At 66.8% G+C, this 20,169-nt stretch carries 18 protein-coding genes; 11 read left to right on the forward strand and 7 right to left on the reverse strand.

The window, feature by feature from the left end; genetic code table 11:
• Positions 1–2: 2 nt before the first annotated feature.
• The 5 genes from LIX00_RS08465 (at position 3) to LIX00_RS08485 (ending at position 4,332) form a co-directional block, all read left to right on the forward strand.
• Complete coding sequence (locus tag LIX00_RS08465) at positions 3–587, forward strand: hypothetical protein (protein WP_227352760.1); 585 nt, start codon at positions 3–5, stop codon at positions 585–587.
• Entirely contained in the window at positions 584–1,210 is a 627-nt protein-coding gene (locus LIX00_RS08470; RefSeq protein WP_227352761.1) for a DUF2238 domain-containing protein, read from the forward strand. Before LIX00_RS08465 ends, LIX00_RS08470 begins: the two co-directional genes overlap by 4 nt.
• 25 nt (positions 1,211–1,235) lie before the next feature.
• Positions 1,236–1,490, forward strand: coding sequence for a glutathione S-transferase N-terminal domain-containing protein (locus LIX00_RS08475; protein ID WP_227352762.1), 255 nt, complete (start codon positions 1,236–1,238; stop codon positions 1,488–1,490).
• Between the two features lie 63 nt (positions 1,491–1,553).
• The gene (locus LIX00_RS08480) at positions 1,554–2,708 is read left to right on the forward strand and encodes a M20 family metallopeptidase (RefSeq protein WP_227352763.1); all 1,155 of its coding nucleotides are present in this window, start codon (positions 1,554–1,556) and stop codon (positions 2,706–2,708) included.
• A gap of 115 nt (positions 2,709–2,823) precedes the next feature.
• The gene (locus LIX00_RS08485; RefSeq protein WP_227352764.1) at positions 2,824–4,332 is read left to right on the forward strand and encodes a carboxypeptidase M32; all 1,509 of its coding nucleotides are present in this window, start codon (positions 2,824–2,826) and stop codon (positions 4,330–4,332) included.
• Between the two features lie 142 nt (positions 4,333–4,474).
• Here the strand turns inward: LIX00_RS08485 and LIX00_RS08490 are convergent, their stop codons facing one another.
• The 3 genes from LIX00_RS08490 to uvrA all read right to left on the reverse strand — a co-directional run bounded on the left by LIX00_RS08490 (position 4,475) and on the right by uvrA (position 9,324).
• Positions 4,475–5,560, reverse strand: coding sequence for a geranylgeranyl reductase family protein (locus LIX00_RS08490; protein WP_227352765.1), 1,086 nt, complete (start codon positions 5,558–5,560; stop codon positions 4,475–4,477).
• Positions 5,561–5,636: 76 nt separating this feature from the next.
• Entirely contained in the window at positions 5,637–6,182 is a 546-nt protein-coding gene (locus LIX00_RS08495; RefSeq protein WP_227352766.1) for a DUF7344 domain-containing protein, read from the reverse strand.
• A gap of 199 nt (positions 6,183–6,381) precedes the next feature.
• Entirely contained in the window at positions 6,382–9,324 is a 2,943-nt protein-coding gene (uvrA, locus tag LIX00_RS08500) for an excinuclease ABC subunit UvrA (protein WP_227352767.1), read from the reverse strand.
• A 185-nt stretch (positions 9,325–9,509) separates the two neighbouring features.
• Here uvrA and LIX00_RS08505 point away from each other — a divergent pair, with 185 nt between their 5' ends.
• Together LIX00_RS08505 and LIX00_RS08510 are read left to right on the forward strand one after the other, a co-directional pair.
• Positions 9,510–11,381 (forward strand): ABC transporter ATP-binding protein, encoded by a 1,872-nt coding sequence (locus LIX00_RS08505; RefSeq protein WP_227355681.1) that lies wholly within the window; start codon positions 9,510–9,512, stop codon positions 11,379–11,381.
• 60 nt (positions 11,382–11,441) lie between these two features.
• Positions 11,442–12,032 (forward strand): LURP-one-related/scramblase family protein, encoded by a 591-nt coding sequence (locus LIX00_RS08510; protein WP_227352768.1) that lies wholly within the window; start codon positions 11,442–11,444, stop codon positions 12,030–12,032.
• Between the two features lie 30 nt (positions 12,033–12,062).
• On the opposite strand, the gene LIX00_RS08515 is transcribed toward LIX00_RS08510, so the two are convergent.
• Entirely contained in the window at positions 12,063–12,800 is a 738-nt protein-coding gene (locus tag LIX00_RS08515; protein WP_227352769.1) for an SDR family NAD(P)-dependent oxidoreductase, read from the reverse strand.
• 102 nt (positions 12,801–12,902) lie between these two features.
• Here LIX00_RS08515 and LIX00_RS08520 point away from each other — a divergent pair, with 102 nt between their 5' ends.
• The 3 genes from LIX00_RS08520 to LIX00_RS08530 all read left to right on the forward strand — a co-directional run bounded on the left by LIX00_RS08520 (position 12,903) and on the right by LIX00_RS08530 (position 15,972).
• Positions 12,903–13,352, forward strand: a complete 450-nt coding sequence (locus LIX00_RS08520; RefSeq protein ID WP_227352770.1) for a universal stress protein — start codon at positions 12,903–12,905, stop codon at positions 13,350–13,352.
• A 120-nt stretch (positions 13,353–13,472) separates the two neighbouring features.
• Positions 13,473–14,447 carry an ROK family protein gene (locus tag LIX00_RS08525; protein ID WP_227352771.1) on the forward strand — a complete coding sequence of 325 codons (975 nt, stop codon included), beginning with the start codon at positions 13,473–13,475 and terminating at the stop codon, positions 14,445–14,447.
• 46 nt (positions 14,448–14,493) lie between these two features.
• The gene (locus LIX00_RS08530; protein WP_227352772.1) at positions 14,494–15,972 is read left to right on the forward strand and encodes an LVIVD repeat-containing protein; all 1,479 of its coding nucleotides are present in this window, start codon (positions 14,494–14,496) and stop codon (positions 15,970–15,972) included.
• A 45-nt stretch (positions 15,973–16,017) separates the two neighbouring features.
• On the opposite strand, the gene ddh is transcribed toward LIX00_RS08530, so the two are convergent.
• The 3 genes from ddh to LIX00_RS08545 form a co-directional block, all read right to left on the reverse strand.
• The gene (ddh, locus tag LIX00_RS08535) at positions 16,018–16,953 is read right to left on the reverse strand and encodes a D-2-hydroxyacid dehydrogenase (protein WP_227352773.1); all 936 of its coding nucleotides are present in this window, start codon (positions 16,951–16,953) and stop codon (positions 16,018–16,020) included.
• Positions 16,954–17,157: 204 nt separating this feature from the next.
• Positions 17,158–18,417: an eIF2B alpha/beta/delta subunit family protein gene (locus tag LIX00_RS08540; protein ID WP_227352774.1), complete on the reverse strand. Its 1,260-nt coding sequence runs from the start codon at positions 18,415–18,417 to the stop codon at positions 17,158–17,160.
• A 52-nt stretch (positions 18,418–18,469) separates the two neighbouring features.
• Positions 18,470–19,564: an outer membrane protein assembly factor BamB family protein gene (locus LIX00_RS08545; RefSeq protein WP_227352775.1), complete on the reverse strand. Its 1,095-nt coding sequence runs from the start codon at positions 19,562–19,564 to the stop codon at positions 18,470–18,472.
• An 85-nt stretch (positions 19,565–19,649) separates the two neighbouring features.
• On the opposite strand from LIX00_RS08545, the gene LIX00_RS08550 reads away from it, so the two are divergent.
• On the forward strand, positions 19,650–20,159 hold the full coding sequence (locus tag LIX00_RS08550) for a metallophosphoesterase family protein (RefSeq protein ID WP_227352776.1): 510 nt from the start codon (positions 19,650–19,652) through the stop codon (positions 20,157–20,159).
• The last annotated feature ends 10 nt before the right edge of the window (positions 20,160–20,169 follow it).

Here is a 20,169-nt window from a genome sequence, read left to right on the forward strand (position 1 = left end):
GTATGGCCGCGTTCGACGCACTCGTGAGGAAGCGCGACGCTCGCGTCGCGTGGGCGCTCGTCGCGGTGGTGACGGCGTCGATTCCGGCGATGGTCGCCTTCGGAGCGCTCCTCTGGGCCGGGTTCGCCACACTCCTCGTGGCCGTCGCCGTCGTTCCGCCGCTCGCCGCGCGCGATTCGTCCGTGATGCTCCCGTGGGAGACGCTGTTGTTCGCCCTGTCCCCGATATTCGTCCGAGCGTTCGGACCGCCCGCGCTGGACGGCGTCGCGCTCTCGCTGGCCGTCTCGTCCATCGCCCTCGTGCTCGTCGTGGAACTGGCGACGTTCACGTCCGCGAGGCTCGCGCCGTGGTTCGCGGTGACGCTGGTCGCGCTCACGACGATGGCCGCCGTCGGCGCTTGGGCGGTCGTCCAGTTCTACGCCGGCCGCCTCCTCGGAACGCAGTACCTCGGGTCGCAGAACGCCCTCATGTGGGACTTCGTGGCCGCGACGGGCGTGGGCGCGGGCGTCGGTATCGCCTCCCAACTGTACTTCGACCTCTCGGCGGTCGACACCGATATCGACCTGCTCGGCGGTGGTGACCGATGAGCGTTCCCGAGCGGTACAAGCGCCGTCTCGTTCGGCTCCTGCAGGTCGGTCTCCTCGCGCTCACCGTCTACGGTATCTACAGGGGCAAGGTGGGGGTCGCCGTCAACGGCGGCGTCTCGCTGCTCGTGACGTTCGTTCCGGCGCTCCTCCGGCGGGACTGGGACGTGTCGATGAGCGCCGGGTTCGTGCTGTGGCTCACGGCGGCCGTCTTCGTCCACGCGGTCGGCATACTCGGCCCGTACAAGCAGTACCCGTGGTACGATTCGGTCGCCCACGCGCTCTCGGCCAGCGTCGTCGCCGGCACCAGCTACGCCTTCTTCCGGGCCGTCGAACTCCACTCCGAGCGCGTCGAACTCCCCCGCGAACTCCGATTCCTGTTCGTGCTCGTGTTCGCCCTCGCGTTCGGCGTGCTCTGGGAGGTTCTCGAGTTCACGTCGGGTTTCCTGGCGAACGCCCTGGGCAGTAAGCCGGTGCTCATCCAGTTCGGCATGAAGGACATCATCCTCGACCTGGTGTTCGACTTCGTCGGCGGCGTCGTCGTCGTCGCGTGGAGTCGCGCTCGACCGATGCGAATCGCGTGGTCGCTCGCGGCGTCGATGGGGGGCGACGAGCAACAACGCTAACGGAGGTTCGGGTCGAAGGGCCAGTGTGCTCGAACTGTACCAGGCCGAAGACTGTCCGTACTCGACGAACGTTCGCGAGACGATGCAGGAACTCGGACTCTCGTACGTCGCACACAACCCGCGGTCGCACGAGGGCGACGTGAAAAACGAACAGACGCAGTCGGAACTGGAGGCGCTCGGCGGGGACGATCAGATTCCGTTCCTCGTCGACACCCGCCGAGAGGTGTCGATGTACGAGAGCGACGATATCGTGGAGTATCTCCGCGAACACTACGGGTGAGGCCGACGTCGAACCGTCGGCAAGGACGGCGGAACTAAGCCGCTGGGGAAACTGGGGGGTCGCATGGACGAACTGGTCGAGTTGACCCACGATCTCGTGTCGATTCCGAGCCACGAGGGCGAGACGGCGGCTGGCGATTACATCGAGGAGTGGCTTCGCGCCGAGACGGACGCCGACGTGACCCGCGACGGCGTCGGGAACGTTATCGCCCGCAGGGCGACCGACTCTCCGGCCGCGTCCGAGGGCGTCGGCGCTCCCGGGGAGGGTTCCGAGTCGGCGTCGCCCGACGCCGACCGCGAGGGGTCGAGCACCTCGCTAGCGTTGGTCGGCCACCACGACGTCGTGCCGCCGGCCGCGTCGCAGGTCGAAGACGGCGAGTACGTCGTCGAAGGCCGCGACGGACGACTCTACGGCCGGGGAACCGCGGACATGAAGGGCTCGGTGGTCGCGTCGATGCTCGCCTTCCGCGACGCGAACCCCGCCTGCGAACTCGTCTTCGCGAGCTTCGTCGGGGAGGAACTCGGCGGGAACGGGGTGCGCCACGCCATCGGTCACGGCTTCTCCCCGGACTACGCCATCGTCGCCGAAGGGTCCACGAACTACTCGAAGCAGGGGGTCACCGACGTGGTGGTCGCACACCGAGGGAGGCGCGCGAGCACCCTCACGGCCAGCGGCACGGCGGCGCACGCCAGCGAGCCGGACGCGGGAAAGAACGCCATCTACCGGGCGTGCGACGCGGTCGGCATCGTGCGCGACTGCGAGGTTCCGACGGTGTCCGTGCTCGGCCACGACATCTCCGGCAGCGTCGTCGTCACCGAAATCGACGGCGGGAGCGCGTGGAACGTCATTCCGGACACCTGCGAGGTGACCGTCGACGAGCGGACGGTTCCCGGCGAACACGCCGACCTCGGGAGCGTCGAGGAAGTCGAGGGCGTCGAGTGGACGGTCGAACAGGACCTGCCGCCGATGGAGTGCGACGACGCAGAGTTCGCCGAGACGGTGCTCGCCGCGGCCCGCGACGCGCAGGACGGCGACCCGGAGCACGTCACGAAACCGCACGCGACCGACGCCGGGTGGCTCGCGCAGGCCGGAACGACCTGCGTCGTCTGCGGCGCGTCCGAGCCCGGCGAGGCGCACACGAAAGACGAGAGCGTCAGCGTCGACGTGCTACGACGCTGCTATCGGATCTATCGGAACGCGGCGGAGCGCGTGTCGTAGTCGAATCGCGGACGGAGGGAGCCGAAATCCGATCGACGTTCGGCCGCGTGCGTCCTCGGAGCTATTTCGTTCCGAAACCCATTCATTGATAATCGGTGACAGCAAACACCGGACGATGGCAACCGAAGCCGCCACAGAAAACGCCACGTACGAGGAGTTTCTCCAGAAAGTGAAACGGATCTCGAACGTGCAGAACGCCGCTGGAATCCTGGGTTGGGACCAGGAGGTCATGATGCCCGAAGGCGGCACGCCCGCCCGGTCGCAGCAGCGCTCCGCCCTGTCGGCGATCGCCCACGACCTGCTGACCGACGACGAGATGGGCGACTACTTGGACGACCTCGAATCGCAGGAGTTGGACGACGAACAGGCCGCCGTGGTGCGGGAGGTACGCCGCGACTACGAGCGAGCGACCCGCGTCCCCGGCGAACTGGTCGAGGAGATATCCCGCACCACGTCCGAGGCGCTGCCGAAGTGGAAGGAAGCGAAAGCGGAGGACGACTTCTCCGTGTTCGCGCCGACGCTGGAGAAGTTAGTCGAGCAAAAACGGGAGTACGCCGAGCATATCGACCCCGACAAAGACCCCTACGAGGTGTTGTTCGCGGATTACGAACCCTACCTCGGCATCGAGACCGCGGAGGAGACGCTCGCCCGCCTCCGCGACGAACTCGTCCCCCTCATCGAGTCGGTGCGCGAGAGCGACGTGGAGCTCGCCACGCCGTTCGAGGGCACCTACGACACGGAGACGCAGGAAGAGCTCTCGCGGGACGTGCTGGACACGTTAGGCTACGATTGGAACCGCGGTCGACTCGACACCGCGCCGCACCCGTTCTCCAGCGGAACGCAGTTCGACGCGCGGGTGACGACGCGTTTCGACGAGGAAGACCCCCTCGGCGCGTTGATGAGCACCATCCACGAGTTCGGCCACGCGACCTACACGCAGGGGCTGCCGGACGAACACTACGGGACGCCGCTCGGCCAGTCGCGCGACCTGACGGCCCACGAGTCGCAGTCCCGCATCTGGGAGAACCACGTCGGTCGGTCGCGCGCCTTCTGGGAGCGATTCCTCCCGGTCGTCAAGGAGCGGTTCCCGGACGTGGAAGACGCCTCCGTCGAGGACGTGTACGAGGCCGCCAACCGCGTGTACGAGGACAATCTCATCCGGGTCGAGGCGGACGAGTTGACCTACCACATGCACATCGTGGTGCGGTTCGAGATAGAGAAGGCGCTCATACGCGGCGAGATAGAAGTCGAGGACGTGCCCGAACTCTGGAACGACAAGTACGAGGAGTACCTCGGCATCCGCCCCGATACCGACGCGGAGGGCTGCCTGCAGGACATCCACTGGAGCCACGGGAGTTTCGGCTACTTCCCGACCTACTCGCTCGGCAGCGTCCTCGCGGCGCAACTGTACGACAGCGCCGAGGAGGACATCCCCGACCTCGAAGACCAGATTCGGGAGGGCGAGTTCGACGACTTCCACGACTGGCTGACCGAAAACGTCCATCGGTACGGCTGTCTCTACACCACCGACGAACTCATCGAACGGGCGACCGGCGAGGAGTTCACCGCCGACTACTTCGTGGAGTACGTCAACGAGAAGTACGGCGCGCTGTACGACCTGTAAGTCCTCGAAGGCGAACCCCGGACGCGCGAACGCGACTCCGACTCCCGTTTCTCGGCGATAGGAGGGTCTGCGTTCTCGCCGCGTTCGTCGCGGTCGCGTTGCCGTTTCGGTGAGAGAGTTAGTCCGCCGGAGGGAGAACCCCTTACGCCCGCCTGAGCAGTTTCCGCAGGTGGTCCGTCGAGAAGAACGAGGAGGGTCTGTCCATGTGGACGCCGATCTCGCCCGACAGCGCCCTGAGTCCGACCGTCTGAACCGACTCCGGAAGCGAGTACGCTCGGCGCACCCAGTGGCCCAGTCGGATCTCGTTTTTCAAGTCCCGCCGCCACGCTCGCTCGTAATCGGCCAGCGTGCCGGGGTCGTCGGGGTCGACGGTTCGAACCGCGTGGTCCGCCGCGGTCATGCCGTAGAGGATGCCGCCTCCGGTGAACGGTTTCGTCTGGGCGGCGGCGTCGCCGATGAGAAATCCTCGGTGAGCCGTCACGCGCGGCGGCGGGCCGATGGGTATCATCCCCGCGCATAAGCGGTCGGTCTCCACGTCGTACTCGGCGGTGAAGCGGTCGAACAGGTCGCGGACGTTCCTTCCCGGCGGCGCGGCCAGTCCGTACTCGACGCCCGCCGCGCCGCGCGGGATGCGCCACGCGAAGAATCTCGGGGCGGTGAGATGCACGTCCACGAAGTTTCCGCTGTGGGCGTCGGGCGCGAACCCGAGAACGCCCTGTAGCTTCTCGCCCGGTTCCGGCAGGCCGAGTTCCCGCCGGACGCGGGAGACGGGGCCGTCGCACCCGACGACCATCTTCCCGCGAAACGTCTCGGTTCCGTCCGGAGTGCTCGCCGTCACGTCAACGTACTCGCCGTGTTCGTCGACGTCCGTCACGCTGTGGTCTTCGCGCACGTCCGCGCCCGCATCGCTGGCGGCGCGCGCGAGCGTGCGGTCCAGACCCACGCGGTCGATGACGTTGGAGACGACCGTATCCTTGTAGAACGGGTGTTCCGGCGAGTCGGGGCCGCCGACGTGGAAGCGCGCGCCGTAGATTTCGTTCTGGAGGAGGTGTTCGCGCGCACCGTCGGGGGTGAACGCCCAGATGTCGGTACTTACGTGGCCGGAGCAGGCGAGCGGCGTCCCCACCCGTCCTCGTTCGAGGACGAGCGCGTCGTATCCCGCGTCCGCGGCCTGCCGTGCGAACCGCGACCCGGCGGGACCTGCGCCGACAACCACGAAATCGTACATTGTGGTCGCTTACTTGTCCGTGGGTCAAATACCTTCTTTCTCGCCCCAAGTGGGTCGCCGGTTCGCGGCGAGTCTCCTACCGCGCCGAAGGAGGTCGTTCCCCCGTTCCGAGTTGCCGACGCCGGAGGTAGTGGACGAGCGCGGAGAGCGCGAACGCGGCGACGATGAGCACCCCCCATATCTCGTCCGGGATCGTGGTAAACGGCGGAATACCGAGGAAGTCCGCGAGGACGAGTATCGCGCTCACGATGGCGAGACCGAGGTAGTATCGAATCCACGGGAACTCGTCCTGCGGGCGCAGGTAGCCCTCCAGTTGCGCCGCGTTCTCCGAGAGCTCGACGACCCCCCTGCTCTGGTTGTACTCGACGATGCCCGCGTCCGCGAGTTTCGGAAGATGCGTCTGGTACAGCGAGGTGTACACGGACTTCCGTTCGTTCGCGGAGAGCCCCTCGACGGTAGTGTCGTGTTCCCACGCGGCCACCTGTTCGGCGAGCTCGCTCAGCTCGACCGGACGACCTTGCTGTTTGAGGTAGTGGAGCGTGTATCGTCGCCGTCGATTTTTCAGAACGTCGAAGATTAAATCTTCTGACAGTTCTTGAGGGGTTCCATCAGTCGAACTCATGCCACCTGTGACCCGCAATCCGTTGTTGTACCTATGCCACCGCCACCCGGACGTAACACGAGTGCGAAATTACCGCGGACGACACTTTGTTATCCAGTGCTTAGCTGGCGGTAATTTTCAAATTAATTATGTGACCCCGATTTAAGCGTGCAATTCCCCCGAGTAAGCCCGTCATTCCCTCGAAAGAGTGGAACCTCGGTCAGTCGTCCATCGCGGCGGGCGCGGGTCTGTCGGCGCGCGGTCCGTCGAGTTCGACGGCGGGGAGTTTGTCGCGGAGGTAGCGCCCGGTGTACGACTCCTCGACTCGGGCGATTTCCTCGGGCGTTCCGGCGGCGACGATTTCGCCGCCCTTCTCGCCGCCCTCCGGCCCGAGGTCGATGACGTGGTCGGCGTTCTTCACGAGGTCGAGTTCGTGTTCGATGACGACGACGGAGTTCCCCTTGTCCGCCAGTCGCTGGAGCACCGAGATGAGTTTGCGCTCGTCCTCGTGGTGCAGGCCGGTCGTCGGTTCGTCGAGCAGGTAGAGCGTGTCGCCGGTGTCCTTCTTGCCGAGTTCCTCGGCGAGTTTGATGCGCTGGGCCTCGCCGCCGGAGAGGGTCGTCGACGGCTGGCCGAGTTTCATGTAGTCGAGTCCCACGTCCTTCAGGAGCTTCAGCCGACGGCGGATGCGCGTGTCGTGCTCGAAGAAGTCGTGCGCTTCCTCGACGGACATGTCGAGCACGTCCGAGATGGTCTTCTCTCGATAGGTCACGTCGAGCGTCTCGTCGTTGTACCGCGCGCCCTCGCACTCCTCGCAGGGGACGTACACGTCCGAGAGGAAGTTCATCTCGATTTTGACGGTTCCCTGCCCGCCGCACTCCTCGCAGCGTCCGCCCTTCACGTTGAACGAGAAGCGACCCTTCTCGTAGCCGCGTCGTTTGGCGAGTTTCGTCTCGGCGAACAGTTCGCGGACGTAGTCGAAGACGCCCGTGTAGGTCGCGGGGTTCGACCGCGGGGTTCGACCGATGGGCGACTGGTCGATGAGTCGCACCTTCTCGATTTCGTCAATCCCCTCGATGGCGTCGTGGTCGCCGGGGTCGACCGAGGTGTTATTGTTCATCTCGCGGGCGAGTCCCTTGTAGAGGATGTCGTGCATCAGCGTGGACTTGCCCGACCCGGAGACGCCCGTGATGGCGGTGAACTTCCCGACCGGGATGTCCACGTCGAGGTTCTTCAGATTGTGCTGGCGCGCACCGCGAACCGTGAGATGGGCGTCGCTCTCCCGACGAGCGTCCGGCACGGGGATCTCCTCGCGCCCGGCGAGGTAATCGCCCGTGATGCTTCCCTCGTGTGCCATCACCTCCTCCACGTCGCCCTGCACGACGACCTCGCCGCCGCGCTTGCCGGGGCCCGGACCCATGTCGATGACGTTGTCCGCCCGGCGCATCGTCTCCTCGTCGTGTTCGACGACGAGGAGGGTGTTGCCCAGGTCGCGCAGTTCGCAGAGCGTGTTCAGCAGGCGGTCGTTGTCGCGCTGGTGGAGGCCGATGGAGGGTTCGTCGAGCACGTAAAGCACGCCGACCAGCCCCGACCCGATCTGCGTCGCCAGCCGAATCCGCTGGCTCTCGCCGCCGGAGAGCGTCGAGGCTTCGCGGTCGAGCGTGAGATACTGCAGGCCGACCTCCTCCATGAAGCCGAGCCGGGCGCGAATCTCCTTCAGAATCTCCTCGGCGATGCGATTCTCGCGCTCGGTGAGGTTCGCTTCGAGGTTTTCGAAGTGCTCCAGCGCGTCGCCGATGGACATCCGGTTGACCTCCGAGATGGAGGTGCCGTCGACGTACACCGACCGACTCTGGGGTCGCAGTCGGGTACCGTCGCACGCCGGACACTCGGTCACGGCCATGTAATCCTCGATGTGGCCGCGCGCGCGGTCGCTGTCGGTTTCGACGTACCGGCGTTCGAGGTTCGGGATGACGCCCTCGAACGGCTGCTCTTTCCGCCGGATGCCGTTCTTGGTGTTCCACTTGAACAGCACGTCCTCGTCGGTGCCGTGGAGGAACGCCTCCCGAACGGCCGGGTCGAGTTCCTCGAACGGCGCGTTCAGGTCGACGTCGAAGTGTCGCGCGACCGAATCGAGCTGTCGCCGGTAGTACGTTCGCTGGTAGCTCCACGGCTCGAAGACGTGCTTCAGCGGCTTCGAGGGGTCTTGGACGACGAGACCTTCGTCCACCTCCTTCGTCTCGCCGATGCCTTCGCACTCCGGACACGCGCCGTGCGGGCTGTTGAACGAGAAGCTCCGCGTCTCTATCTCGCGGAAGTCGATGCCGCAGTGCGTGCAGGCGAGGTCTTCGGAGAACTCCACGACGAGGCGTTCGTCGCCCTCCCCGCCGAGGTCGCCCGTCGAGCGCGCTTCCGAACCGAGGTTCGCGTCCGCCGGCGGGTCGGGGACGATGAGTTTCATGATGCCCTCGGCTTCCTCCAGCGCCGTCTCGACGCTGTCGGTGATGCGCGAGCGAGCGTCCTCGCTCACCTTCACCCTGTCCACGACGACGTCGATCGTGTGGTCGTAGTTCTTGTCGAGTTCGGGGCGATCGAGGGTGAGGTCGAACTCCTCGCCGTCGACTTCGACGCGGGAGTAGCCGTCCGAGACGAGGTCGTCGAACAGGTCGGCGAACGCGCCCTTCTGGTCGCGGACGACCGGCGCGGCTATCTTCGCCTTCGTCCCCTCGGGGAGGTCGAGCACCCGGCGAACCATGTTCTGGGCGCTCTGCTCGCCGACCTCCTGCCCGCACTGCGGACAGTGCGGCGTGCCGACTCGGGCGTAGAGTAGGCGCAGGTAGTCGTGAAGCTCGGTCACCGTCCCGACCGTCGAACGCGGGTTGTTCGCCGCGTTCTTCTGGTCGATGGAGATGGCTGGCGACAGCCCTTCGACGTTCTCCACCTGCGGTTTGTCCATCTGCCCGAGGAAGTTCCGGGCGTAGGCGGAGAGGCTCTCGATGTAGCGTCGCTGCCCCTCGGCGTACACCGTCTCGAAGGCGAGCGAGGACTTGCCCGACCCCGACAGTCCGGTCACCACGTTGAACTGCTCGCGCGGAATCCGAACGTCGAGGTCCTTGAGGTTGTGTTCCTCGGCCCCCCGCACTTCGATGTAGTCCTTGCTCATCTATTCACAGCCAGCCACCGAACGGGGGTATGCCTGTCGGTTGCCGACGAAAGCGGAGTGAAAGTGGAGTGCGGACGGAGAACCGAAACGGCCGACTGAAAGGGACATATTCGTCGGGGCCTTACGTGAAGTAAGTGTCTACGAATACCGCAGAACAGGAGGGTTCGGACGCGGAACGGCGCACGATGTGGCGGCTCTTTTCCGAGTACGGTCGCGGACACTGGCCGCAGTTCGTCGCGGGGATCGGCGGCACGGTGTTCTCGCGGTTGTCGGGACTGGTGCCGCCGCTCGTTCTCGGTATCGCCATCGACGCGATATTCCTCCACAGGCGACCGTTTCGTCTCCCGCTGCTCCCGGCGGCCTGGACGCCGACGACGCCAGACGGACAGCTCTGGCTCTCCATTGTCGTCGTCCTCGCGTCGTTCCTCGTCGGCGCGGCGTTCTCGTGGCTGGACGGTTGGGGGTGGAACGCGTTCGCGCAGGGGGTTCAACACCGGCTCCGCGTGGACACCTACGACCGGATGCAGCTGCTCGACATGACGTTCTTCGACGACAAGCAGACCGGCGAGCTGATGTCCATCCTCAACAACGACGTGAACCAGTTGGAGACGTTCCTCAGCGACGGGCTGAGTTCGGCGCTCCGCATCGCCGTGCTCATCGTCGGCATCGGCGGGGTTCTGTTCACGCTGAACCCGTCGCTCGCGGTCGTGGCGCTCGTGCCGGTGCCGCTGCTCGCGCTGTTCACGTACGTCTTCGTCAGAACCATCCAGCCGAAGTACGCCAAGATGCGAGCCAGCGTCGGCGCGCTCAACGCTCGACTGGAGAACAACCTCGGCGGCATCCGAGTCATCAAGTCCGAGACCGCGGAACCGTACGAATCCGGGCGTATCGAGGAGGCGTCCCGCGACTACTACGACGCGAACTGGGACGCCATCACGACCCGCATCACCTTCTTTCCCGGCCTTAGCCTGCTGACCGGCGTCGGGTACGCGATCACCTTCGCCATCGGCGGATTCTGGTTACTCTCGGGGGCGCCGGGTCCGCTCTCCGGCACGCTCGACCCGGGCGTGTTCGTCACCTTCATCGTGCTCAGTCAGCAGTTCATCTGGCCGATGGCGCAGTTCGGTCAGATCATCAACATGTACCAGCGCGCCGAGGCGTCGAGCGACCGCGTCTACACGCTGATGAGCGAGCGCGGAACGCTGGACGGGAGCGCCGACGCGCCGGATCTGACGGTCACGGACGGCGTCGTCGAGTACGACGGCGTGAGCTTCGGCTACGCGGACGAGACCGTCGTCTCGCACGTCGACCTGCGGGTCGGTCGCGGTGACACCCTCGCGCTGGTCGGCCCGACCGGCGCGGGCAAATCCACCGTCCTCAAACTCCTCCTCCGGATGTACGACGTGGACGAGGGCGCCATCCGCATCGACGGCACCGACCTCCGCGACGTGAACCTCCGGAGCCTTCGGCGCGCCATCGGCTACGTCAGTCAGGAACCGTTCCTCTTCTACGGGACGGTGAAAGAGAACATCGCGTACGGGACGTTCGACGCCACCGACGAGGAACTCGTCGAGGCCGCGAAGGCCGCGGAAGCTCACGAGTTCATCACGAACCTGCCCGAGGGCTACGAGACGAAGGTCGGCGAGCGCGGGGTGAAGCTCTCGGGCGGCCAGCGCCAGCGGCTCTCGATCGCGCGGACGATACTGAAAGACCCCGACATCCTCGTTTTGGACGAGGCGACGAGCCACGTCGACACGGAGACCGAGGCTCTCATCCAGCGGAGCCTCGCCCACCTCGTCCGCGAGAAGACGACGTTCGCCATCGCCCACCGCCTCTCGACCGTCAAGGACGCGGACGAGATCGTCGTGCTGGACGAGGGGCGAGCGGTCGAACGCGGAACCCACGACGAACTCCTGGCGCTCGACGGTCTCTACGCGAACCTCTGGCGGGTGCAGGCGGGCGAGATAGAGTCCCTCCCGCCCGAGTTCATCGAGCGCGCGATTCGACGCCGCGCCGAGGTGGACGCCGGCGACCTGCCCGCCGACGGGAGCGAGTGACGCTTCGAGCGACCGAACCGCCCTCAATTTTAAATAGCAACCCGCGGCAAACCAACCACGATGGAAGACGCTACCGGGGAGCGCGGCATCGGCGGTATCGGCGGCATCGTCCTCGACGGAAACGAGTACACGGTCGAACAGAGCTACTTCCGGAACAAGTACAAGGTGTACGACGCGAACGGGAGTCTCGTCCTGAAGTCGAAGCAGAAGATGATGAAGATGAAAGAGGAGTTCCCGTTCTTCGACCCGGACGGGAACGTCGTCTTCCGGGTGAAGGCGAGGAACATACTCGACGTCTCCGGCGACTACGTCCTTACGGAAGAGGGGTCGGACGAACCGATTCTGGTGCTGAGCAAGAATTTCACCTTCTTCCACCACCGCTGGACTATCAAGCGCCCCGACGGAACCGTGCTCGCGGAGGTCGCGTCCCGGAGCGCGGTGCTGGAAGCGCTCCGGTCGCTCGTCGACGTCCTCTCGTTCATCCCGCACAAGTACTCCATAACGACGCCGGACGGCGAACCGATAGGCGAAATCGCGGGGCAGTTCTCCATCCGCGACCGCTACCACATTCGCATCGACAGTCCGGGGACGGTGTCGAACACGGCGCTCGTCGTCGGCGCGATCGCCATCGACGCGTTGGAGGGGAACTGAACGAGGGCGAGCGTCGGGCGGGGTCGAGAATCAGACCGTCTCCGGGAGCCACCCCCCGTCGACTTCGACGTTCACGCCGCTCAGGTAGTCGCTGTCCTCGTCGAGGAAGAAGCGCACCGCCTGTGTCACGTCCTCGAATCGGGCGGGCCGCCCGCGCGGTAGGTCGTCGGGGAACGCGTCGGAGTTCTCGACCACGTAAGGCGAGACCGCGTTGACGGTGATGCCGTCGTCCTGCGTGTCGGCGGCGAGCATCCGCGTGAACATCAGGACGCCCGCCTTGGCGATGAAGTAGGGGGCGTTCTCGGGGTTGACCAACCCCTTCTCCGAACTCGCGTAGCCGACGTTGACTATGCGCCCGAACTCCCGTTCGCGCATTCCGGGGAGCGCTCGCTTCGAGCAGAGGTACGTTCCGTTGATGTTCCCGTGGAGCACCGCGTTCCACCGTTCGAACGAGATATCCTCCCAGTGGTCGGGTGCGAACGGACCGACGTTGTTCACCAGCACGTCCACCGACCCGAGGTCGGCTTCGACGGTCGAAAAGAGGTCGTCCACGCCGTCGGGGTCGGTCACGTCGCCCTGCGCGAGCGTGGCGTCCGCGCCCCGTTCCCGGGCGCTCTCGGCGACCGCCCGCGCCCTCTCGTCGCTCGACCGATAGTGAACCGCCACGTCGGCCCCGCAGTCGGCGAGCGAGAGGAGCAGTTCTCGACCGATACCCTTCGAACTGCCGGTGACCAGTGCGACTCGTCCGTCGAGGTCTGGCGCGATCATACACCCCCTTGGCGGCGACGGATAAACTATCTTGATGTCCGCGTTTTTTCAATTCCGAGTTAACGCCCCCAACTTTAATATTCTGCGTGGAGAGGTGAGACCATGGCAATCGAGACGATTCTGCTCGCCGTGGGACCGGGCGACGCAGACCGTACGGACAAACTCGCGGACGCGGTCGCGGACGTGGCCGGGCCGACGGGAGCGACGGTAGTGCTCGCGCACGTCTTCACCGACGAGGAGTTCGACGACGTGGTCGAGCAACTCGACTACGAACCGTCCGGAAATCCGCGGCCGGACGAGGTGGCGGCCCGACACGCGACGATTCGTTCGCTCGCCAACTCGCTGGACGCGGCGGACGTGGGGTACGCGATTCGCGGCGCGGTGGGCGAACACGGCGAGACCATCGTGGAACTGGCGGAGAACGTGAACGCCGACAGCGTCTTCGTTGGCGGCCGGAAGCGCTCGCCCACCGGGAAGGCGGTGTTCGGCAGCACCGCGCAGGAGGTCATCCTCTCGGCACCCTGTCCGGTGACGTTCGTGCGGGATGACTGAGAGAATCCGCGCCGCCGTCACGACGCCCGGTGTTTTCCCGCGACGGCGGGACGAATAGAACTCGGCGGCGAGTAAATGCTTGTAGTTAAGTGCACCCGATAACCTCTGTCCACCTGAATAATGGCCTACTACGCGGGCGTAGACTTGGGGGCGACCAACATCCGAGCGGCGGTCGCCGACGAGGAGGGCAACGTCGTCAGCGCGATCGACTGCGGCACGCCACAGGGTCCGGCCGGCATCGCAGTCACCGAGGCGGTACTCGACAGTTTGCGGGAGGCGTGCGCTGACGCGGACATCCGACCGACCGACCTACGGGCGGCGGGTATCGGCAGCATCGGTCCCCTCGACCTCGCCGAAGGGGCGGTCGAGAACCCGGCGAACCTGCCGGACACCATCGACCGAATCCCGCTGACGGGGCCGGTCGGAAAGCTCATCGCCAGCGACCGGGTGTACCTCCACAACGACACCAACGCGGGCGTCATCGGGCAGCGGTTCCACAGCGAGCGCAACCCCGACGACATGGTCTACATCACGATTTCGAGCGGTATCGGCGCGGGCGTCACCGTCGACGGGGAGGTCCTCTCCGGCTGGGACGGTAACGCGGGCGAGATGGGTCACATGGTCGTCGATTCGCGGGGCAGGCGCACCTGCGGTTGCGGGCGCGACGGCCACTGGGAAGCGTACTGTTCCGGGAACAACATCCCCGAGTACGCGCGGATGCTCGCCGAGGACGGGGAGTCGGTCGAGACCAGCCTCTCGCTCTCCGACCCGGAGTTCTCGGCGAAGGACGTGTTCGACCACGCGCGAACCGACGCCTTCGCGGAGCGCGTCGTCGAACGGATCGCCCACTGGAACGCGGTGGGCGTGACGAACGTCGCGCAGGCGTACGCGCCCATCGTCGTGTACCTCGGCGGCGCGGTGGCGCTCAACAACGAGGAACTGGTCGTGGACCCGATTCGGGAGCGACTCGACGACCTCGTGTTCAACAACGTTCCGGACGTGCAGTTGACGACGCTCGGCGACGAGGTGGTGCTGAAGGGCGCGATAGCGAGCGCGCTGACCGACGGCACCGGCGACCGGTCGAAGGTGCGTTAGTTCCGGCACCCGCGCTTTTATTCTTCTCGCGCCCCACTATCGAGATATGCGACGGCGAGAGTTCCTCCGTGCCGCCGCCGTGGGGGGTGGCAGTGCGACCCTGTTGTCCGGTGTAAGCGTCGCCCGCGAACCGTATCGCCCGCTCGGCAACGTCGCCGTTAGAAACGCGAAAGAAGCGGTCGTCGGAAGCGACGGGAAGATCGCCTTCGTGGCCGCCACGGACGGCTTCGCGACGGTCGACATCGCTGACCCGGCGAATCCGACCGTGTTGGCGGAGCGACGCGGCTTGCTCGGCGGAAAGACCGGCGGCCCGCTCTCGCAGATATGGGACGTGAAGGTCGACGGCGACCGTCTCCTCGTCGCCGGGCCGGCGAACCCGGTCGGCGACGACGCGCTCCACGGGTTCGCGCTGTTCGACGTGAGCGACCCGGCGAACCCCGAGCGGGTTGCGTTCCACGAGACGAAGTTCCCCATCCACAACGCGATGTTCACCGACGGAACGGCCTACCTCACCGGCAACGACGGGGACGGAAACCCCCTCGTGATGGTGGACACGTCGAACGACAGTCCGACGGAGGTCGGGCGGTGGTCGATGCTCGACGTGAACTCGAACTGGTCGAAGGTGGACTCGTGGGTTCGGTCGCTCCACGACGTGTGGGTGCGAGACGGGCGGGCGTACCTCGCGCAGTGGGACGCCGGAACGTGGGTCGTGGACGTGTCCGACCCGAAGAACCCGTCCCACCTCGCGCACTTCGGCGGACGACCGCTGGACGAACTCGCCTCGATTCCGTCGGAGAAGGAACGCGACGCCGTCATCGGTCTGCCGGGGAACGACCACTACGTCAGGACGAACGACGACGGGTCGCTGCTGGTCCGCAACAAGGAGGCGTGGGACACGGACGGGAAGGGCGGCAACGGGCCCGGCGGAATGGAACTCTGGGACGTGTCGAACCTCCGGCGGCCGAGGAAACTGTCGGAGATTCCGGCCCCCGCGACGAAGGACCCGACCTACGACCTCCAGTTTCCGAACCTCCTCCCCGTCGGCGTCGCCTCGGCCCACGGAAAGTGTCACGACTGCACCGGCGGGGCCGGGGCGTCCGGCCAGTGGACGACCTCGCACAACTTCGACATCGCGGGCGACCGCCTCTACACCTCGTGGTATCAGGGCGGCGTGAAGCTGTTCGACATCGGCGACCCGGCGAACCCGCGGGAACTGGCGTGGTGGCGAAATCCGAAGAAGACCGCGTTCTGGACCGCCCAGCGCGTCTCGGACGACTTCTTCGTCGCCAGCAGCATGGGTCGTCACGGCGACGGAAAAGGAGGCCTCTACACCTTCCCGAACCGCGCCGGCGAGCAGGAGAATCCGCCGCCGCTCACGGCGGGCGGCAACGGAACCGGCGGCGCGATTTCGGCTCCGAAGAACGAATCGACGTCGACGACGGAGCAACCGGGGTTCGGTTTCGGCGTCGCCGGACTCTCCGTGCTCGGACTCACCGCGCTGCGCCGATTCCGAAATCGGGAGTAGCTCGTCCGCTGCGCGCTCGCGGACCGAGTTCCGATCGCACTCCTTCTACACGACTCGATTGACCAGTTCCCCGTCCGCGTCGACGTGCTGGACGTTCTCCCGCACCAGCCCCGCGATGTGCCGGTAGTAGTCTATCTCCGCGGCGGCGGCGTGAGGCGTCACGAGCACCTCGTCCATCTCCCAGAGGGGCGAATCGTCGGGGAGCGGTTCCTCCTCGAAGACGTCGAGGGCCGCACCCGCGATGTCGCCCTCCCGCAGGGCCGCGACGAGGGCGCTCTCGTCGGCGCACTTCCCGCGAGCCACGTTGACGAAGTAGGCGTCCTCGCGCATGGCGGCGAACTCCGCTTCGCCCATCAGTCCCCGCGTCTCGTCGGTCAGCGGCGTCGCCAGCGCGACGAACCGAGCGTCCGCGATGGCCTCGCGCAGGTCGGCGGCGGCGAACACCTCGTCGACGTGCGGAACCGGCTCCGCCGAGCGCCGGACGCCCGCGACGCGCATTCCGACGGCGTCCGCCCGCTCGGCGATACCCTGCCCCAGCGTTCCGAGGCCGACGACGCACAGCGGTTCGTCCCGAAGCGTGAACGCCTCGTCCCACTCGGGGCGGTTCCACTCGCGCTCCGTCTGTTGCCGGGCGTAGACGTGCAGTCGACGGGCGAGCGACAGCATCATCCCCAGCGCCGTCTCGCCGACGCTGGTGTCGTGGATGCCCGTGCTGTTCGTCAGGACGACGCCCTCCGACTCGAACTCGTCCAGCGGAAATCGGTCGTAGCCCGCCTGAATCGAGTGTATCCACCGAACTCCGGCGTCGAGGAATTCGTCGCGGTAGGCGAACGTGACGATGGCGTCGCACTCGGCCAGTTCGTCCGCGTCGTCGCCCACGACGACCACTCGCGGGTCGACGGACGAGAGCGCGTCGCGGAGACGTTCGGGCGGGAAGACGGCTCCGACCGATTCGTGGATTCCGAGGTGGGAGACTCGCATGGAGGGGCGTACTCGCGGCGAGGGATTGAATCTTCGGAACGGGGCGGGTCGGGGGAAGGATAGAACGTACTCCGTAGGATCGCTGATCACCTCGCAGAGTAGCGGTGGTTCGGTGTGAAACCCATCATCACAAGGGGCTCAGTGGGGGTAACATCTCGTCATCACCACCGGTCGGCGGTAGCCGCCGGAGCGATTTCACTCTTGTCACTCGGCCCACTCGGCCAGTTCGCGCAGTTCCTCGGCGACGTCGCGAACTCCCTCGCGTCCGAGCGCGCCGCGCTCCGTGAGGTACCCGGACACCAGTTCGCCGGGCGTCGCGTCGAACGTCGGATTCAGCGCCGTCACGTCCGCGTCCCCGTCGTACACCGCCTCCGGGTCGCCCGATTCCAGCGCCGGGTCGTCGTCGGTTCGCACCTTGTCGGTCGCGGCGACGACGAACACCGGCACGCCCTCGCGGTTCGCCGCCAGCGCCGCCGCCCGCGTCCCGGTCTTGTTCACCGCGTCGCCGTTCGGGAGCACCGAGTCCGCGCCGACGACCACGTAGTCCACCTCCTCGGTCGCCAGCACGTGAGCCACCGCGGCGTCGGTGTGGAGCGTCGCGTCCGTCTCGGGCGCGAGCGACTCCGCGACGAAGACGCCCTCGCGCGCCGGCCGCGATTCCGCGACGAAGACGCGCTCCGCGGCGGGGAGCGCGCCGAGCACCGTCCCCGACCGCGAGAGCGTGAGCACCGTCGCGTCCGCGACGAGTTCGCGCGCCGCCGCGGTCGCCTCCTCGTCCGCGCGGTGGGCGCGCTCGATGCCGTCGGCGGCCGCCCGCTCGACCGCCTCCGCGAAGGTCGCTTTCGAGGAGTACGCTTCGGCCAGCGCGCGGTTCACCCGGTTCGCCGGCGCGGCCATGCTCGGGCGGGCGGCGAGCAGGTCGCGCGCGAGACCGGCCAGTTCGTCCCGGTCGGTATCGCCTCCGTCGCCGCGGACGGCGAGCGCCCCGGCCCTATCCCGGAGCACTTCGAGGGCGCGAACGGAGACGTACGCCGAGCCGTGTTCGGCGTCTTCGGCGACCGATTCGACGGAGGGAGCGACGCGCTCGTAGGACGTCCAGAGGTCGGGAACCGTCTCCCGCCGCAGGATTTCGGTCGGCGGAACCCACTCCGCCTCGGTCGTCTCCCAGTCCGTCGTCGCGTCCCGACTCGCGCAGTCGAACAGGTAGGGGTGGACGACCCACCGCGCGTCGAGCGATTCGTCGACCACCTCGAACGGGTCGCCCGAGCGAACGAACTCGCACGCGTCGAGCAGGCCTGTCTCCTCCTCGATTTCCTCGCGCGCGAGAGCGTCCGGGTCGTCCTCCGCGTGCCCGGCGACGCCGCCCCACCGACCCGAGTACGATCCGACCTCGTCGCTTCGCCGGAGGAGGAGCACCTCGCCCCGGTTTCGCAGGAAGCAGGTGACGACGTGGGTTTCGTCCATGGTGGAGTCGTCGGCCGCTCGGGAGTTGAACCTGTGGGACGGAACGGGCGACCTACAGTCCGTACGCCGAGACGACGCCGTCGAAACCGCCGACGACGACCGTCCCTCCGCGAAGCGTCGGCCGCATCCTGATTCCGCTCTCCACCTCGTATCGGCGTCGCCGAGTACCGCCCTCGTCGTAGACGGAGAGCAGGTCCCCGTCCCCTTCGGCGTCGATGGTTCCGACGACCACCGTCCCGTCGACGGCCGAGGGGGGAGCGGAGATGCTCGCGGGAAGCGCCTTCCGCCACCGCTTTCGTCCCGACCTGCGATCGTACGCGAACAGGTAGGGGTTCGCCGCCATCGTCGTCCGGGTTCCGTTCGAACCGACCGACAGCGCCGCGTACACCGTCGATTTCGTCGCCGCCGGAACCGCCGGGGCGTTCCCGACGACGCGCCTGTACCAGCGTTCGCTCCCGTCGCGCGAGAGCGCCGTCACGCCGTCGTTCGACGCGACGAAGACGGTTCCGCGGTCGCAGACGAGACGGGCGTTCTCGCTCGTTGCGTGCGTCCATCGGTGTTCGCCGTCGTCCGCGGCGTACGCTCGCACGTGGCCGGCGGCGCTGCTGACGAACACGCTATCGCCGTCCGTCGCGACCGCCGTCGGCCACTCGTTGAAGGGGCGTCGCCACGCGACCCGCCGGTCGTCCAGGTCGAGCGCGAACAGGCCGAAGCGTTGCACCCGGCCGCTGAACCCCGCGATGAACATGCGAGACCCGTCTATCGCCGGCGGGAACCACCCGAACGAGAGGTACTCGGTGTCGTAGCGTTCGAAACCGTCGGCGTTCAGCGACGCCTCGCAGACGACGCCGTCGGCCTCGACGTACGCCTCGTTTCCGCGGAGCACCGGAGAGGTGGTGGTTCTGGGGAGTTTCGTCACCCGGTCGTACTCGCCGTCGAACGTGACGGTTCCGAGTTCGCTGTCGGAGACGCGCGTGCTCCCGACGACGAGGCCGTTCTCGTACCGGGCGGGGATGCGCGAGAGCAGTCCGTTCAGTTCCAGCGTCCACAGGGTGGTGCTCCGAAGGGCGCTACAACCGCCCCCCATCGCCAGTAAACCGACGCCGGCGGCGCGAAGGAAATCGCGGCGATGGGAGCGACGAACCATACGGGAGTCTTCGAAAGCGAGGAAAAAAGCGTTCTGGGCGAAACGACCTCGAACGCTTTTCTACCGGCGCGCCGAAGCGACGACCATGCTCCGGGTCGCCGTCATCAGCGACACCCACATCCCCTCGCGCGCGAATCGCATCCCGGACTGGGTTCGGACCAGGATTCAGGACGCGGACCACACGATTCACGCCGGCGACTTCGATTCGGCGGACGCGCTGGCGTCGGTGCGCGAACTGACGGACGGCAACCTCACCGCGGTCGCCGGAAACACCGACCCGCGCTCGCTGCGGTTACCCGAGGTGGCGACGCTCGAAAGGGAGGGCGTCGCGTTCGTCGTGACGCACGGCACGGGGCCGAAACGGGGGTATCGAGACCGGGTCGCGGAGACGGTTCGAGAGACGGCGGACGGATCGGGGGGCGCGTCCGTCGTCGGCGTCGCAGGGCACACGCACGAGGTGATGGACGAGACGGTCGACGGCGTGCGCCTGCTCAATCCGGGGAGCGCCACCGGCGCGGCACCCGCCCGGGAGGCGACGATGCTGGTCGCGACCGTCGAAGACGGCGGGATGAGCGTGCAGACGCACGAAAGTTGACCGAATTCGC

Origin of the sequence: Haladaptatus salinisoli (genome assembly GCF_020614375.1) — an archaeon.
Classification (GTDB): Archaea; Halobacteriota; Halobacteria; order Halobacteriales; family Haladaptataceae; genus Haladaptatus; species Haladaptatus salinisoli.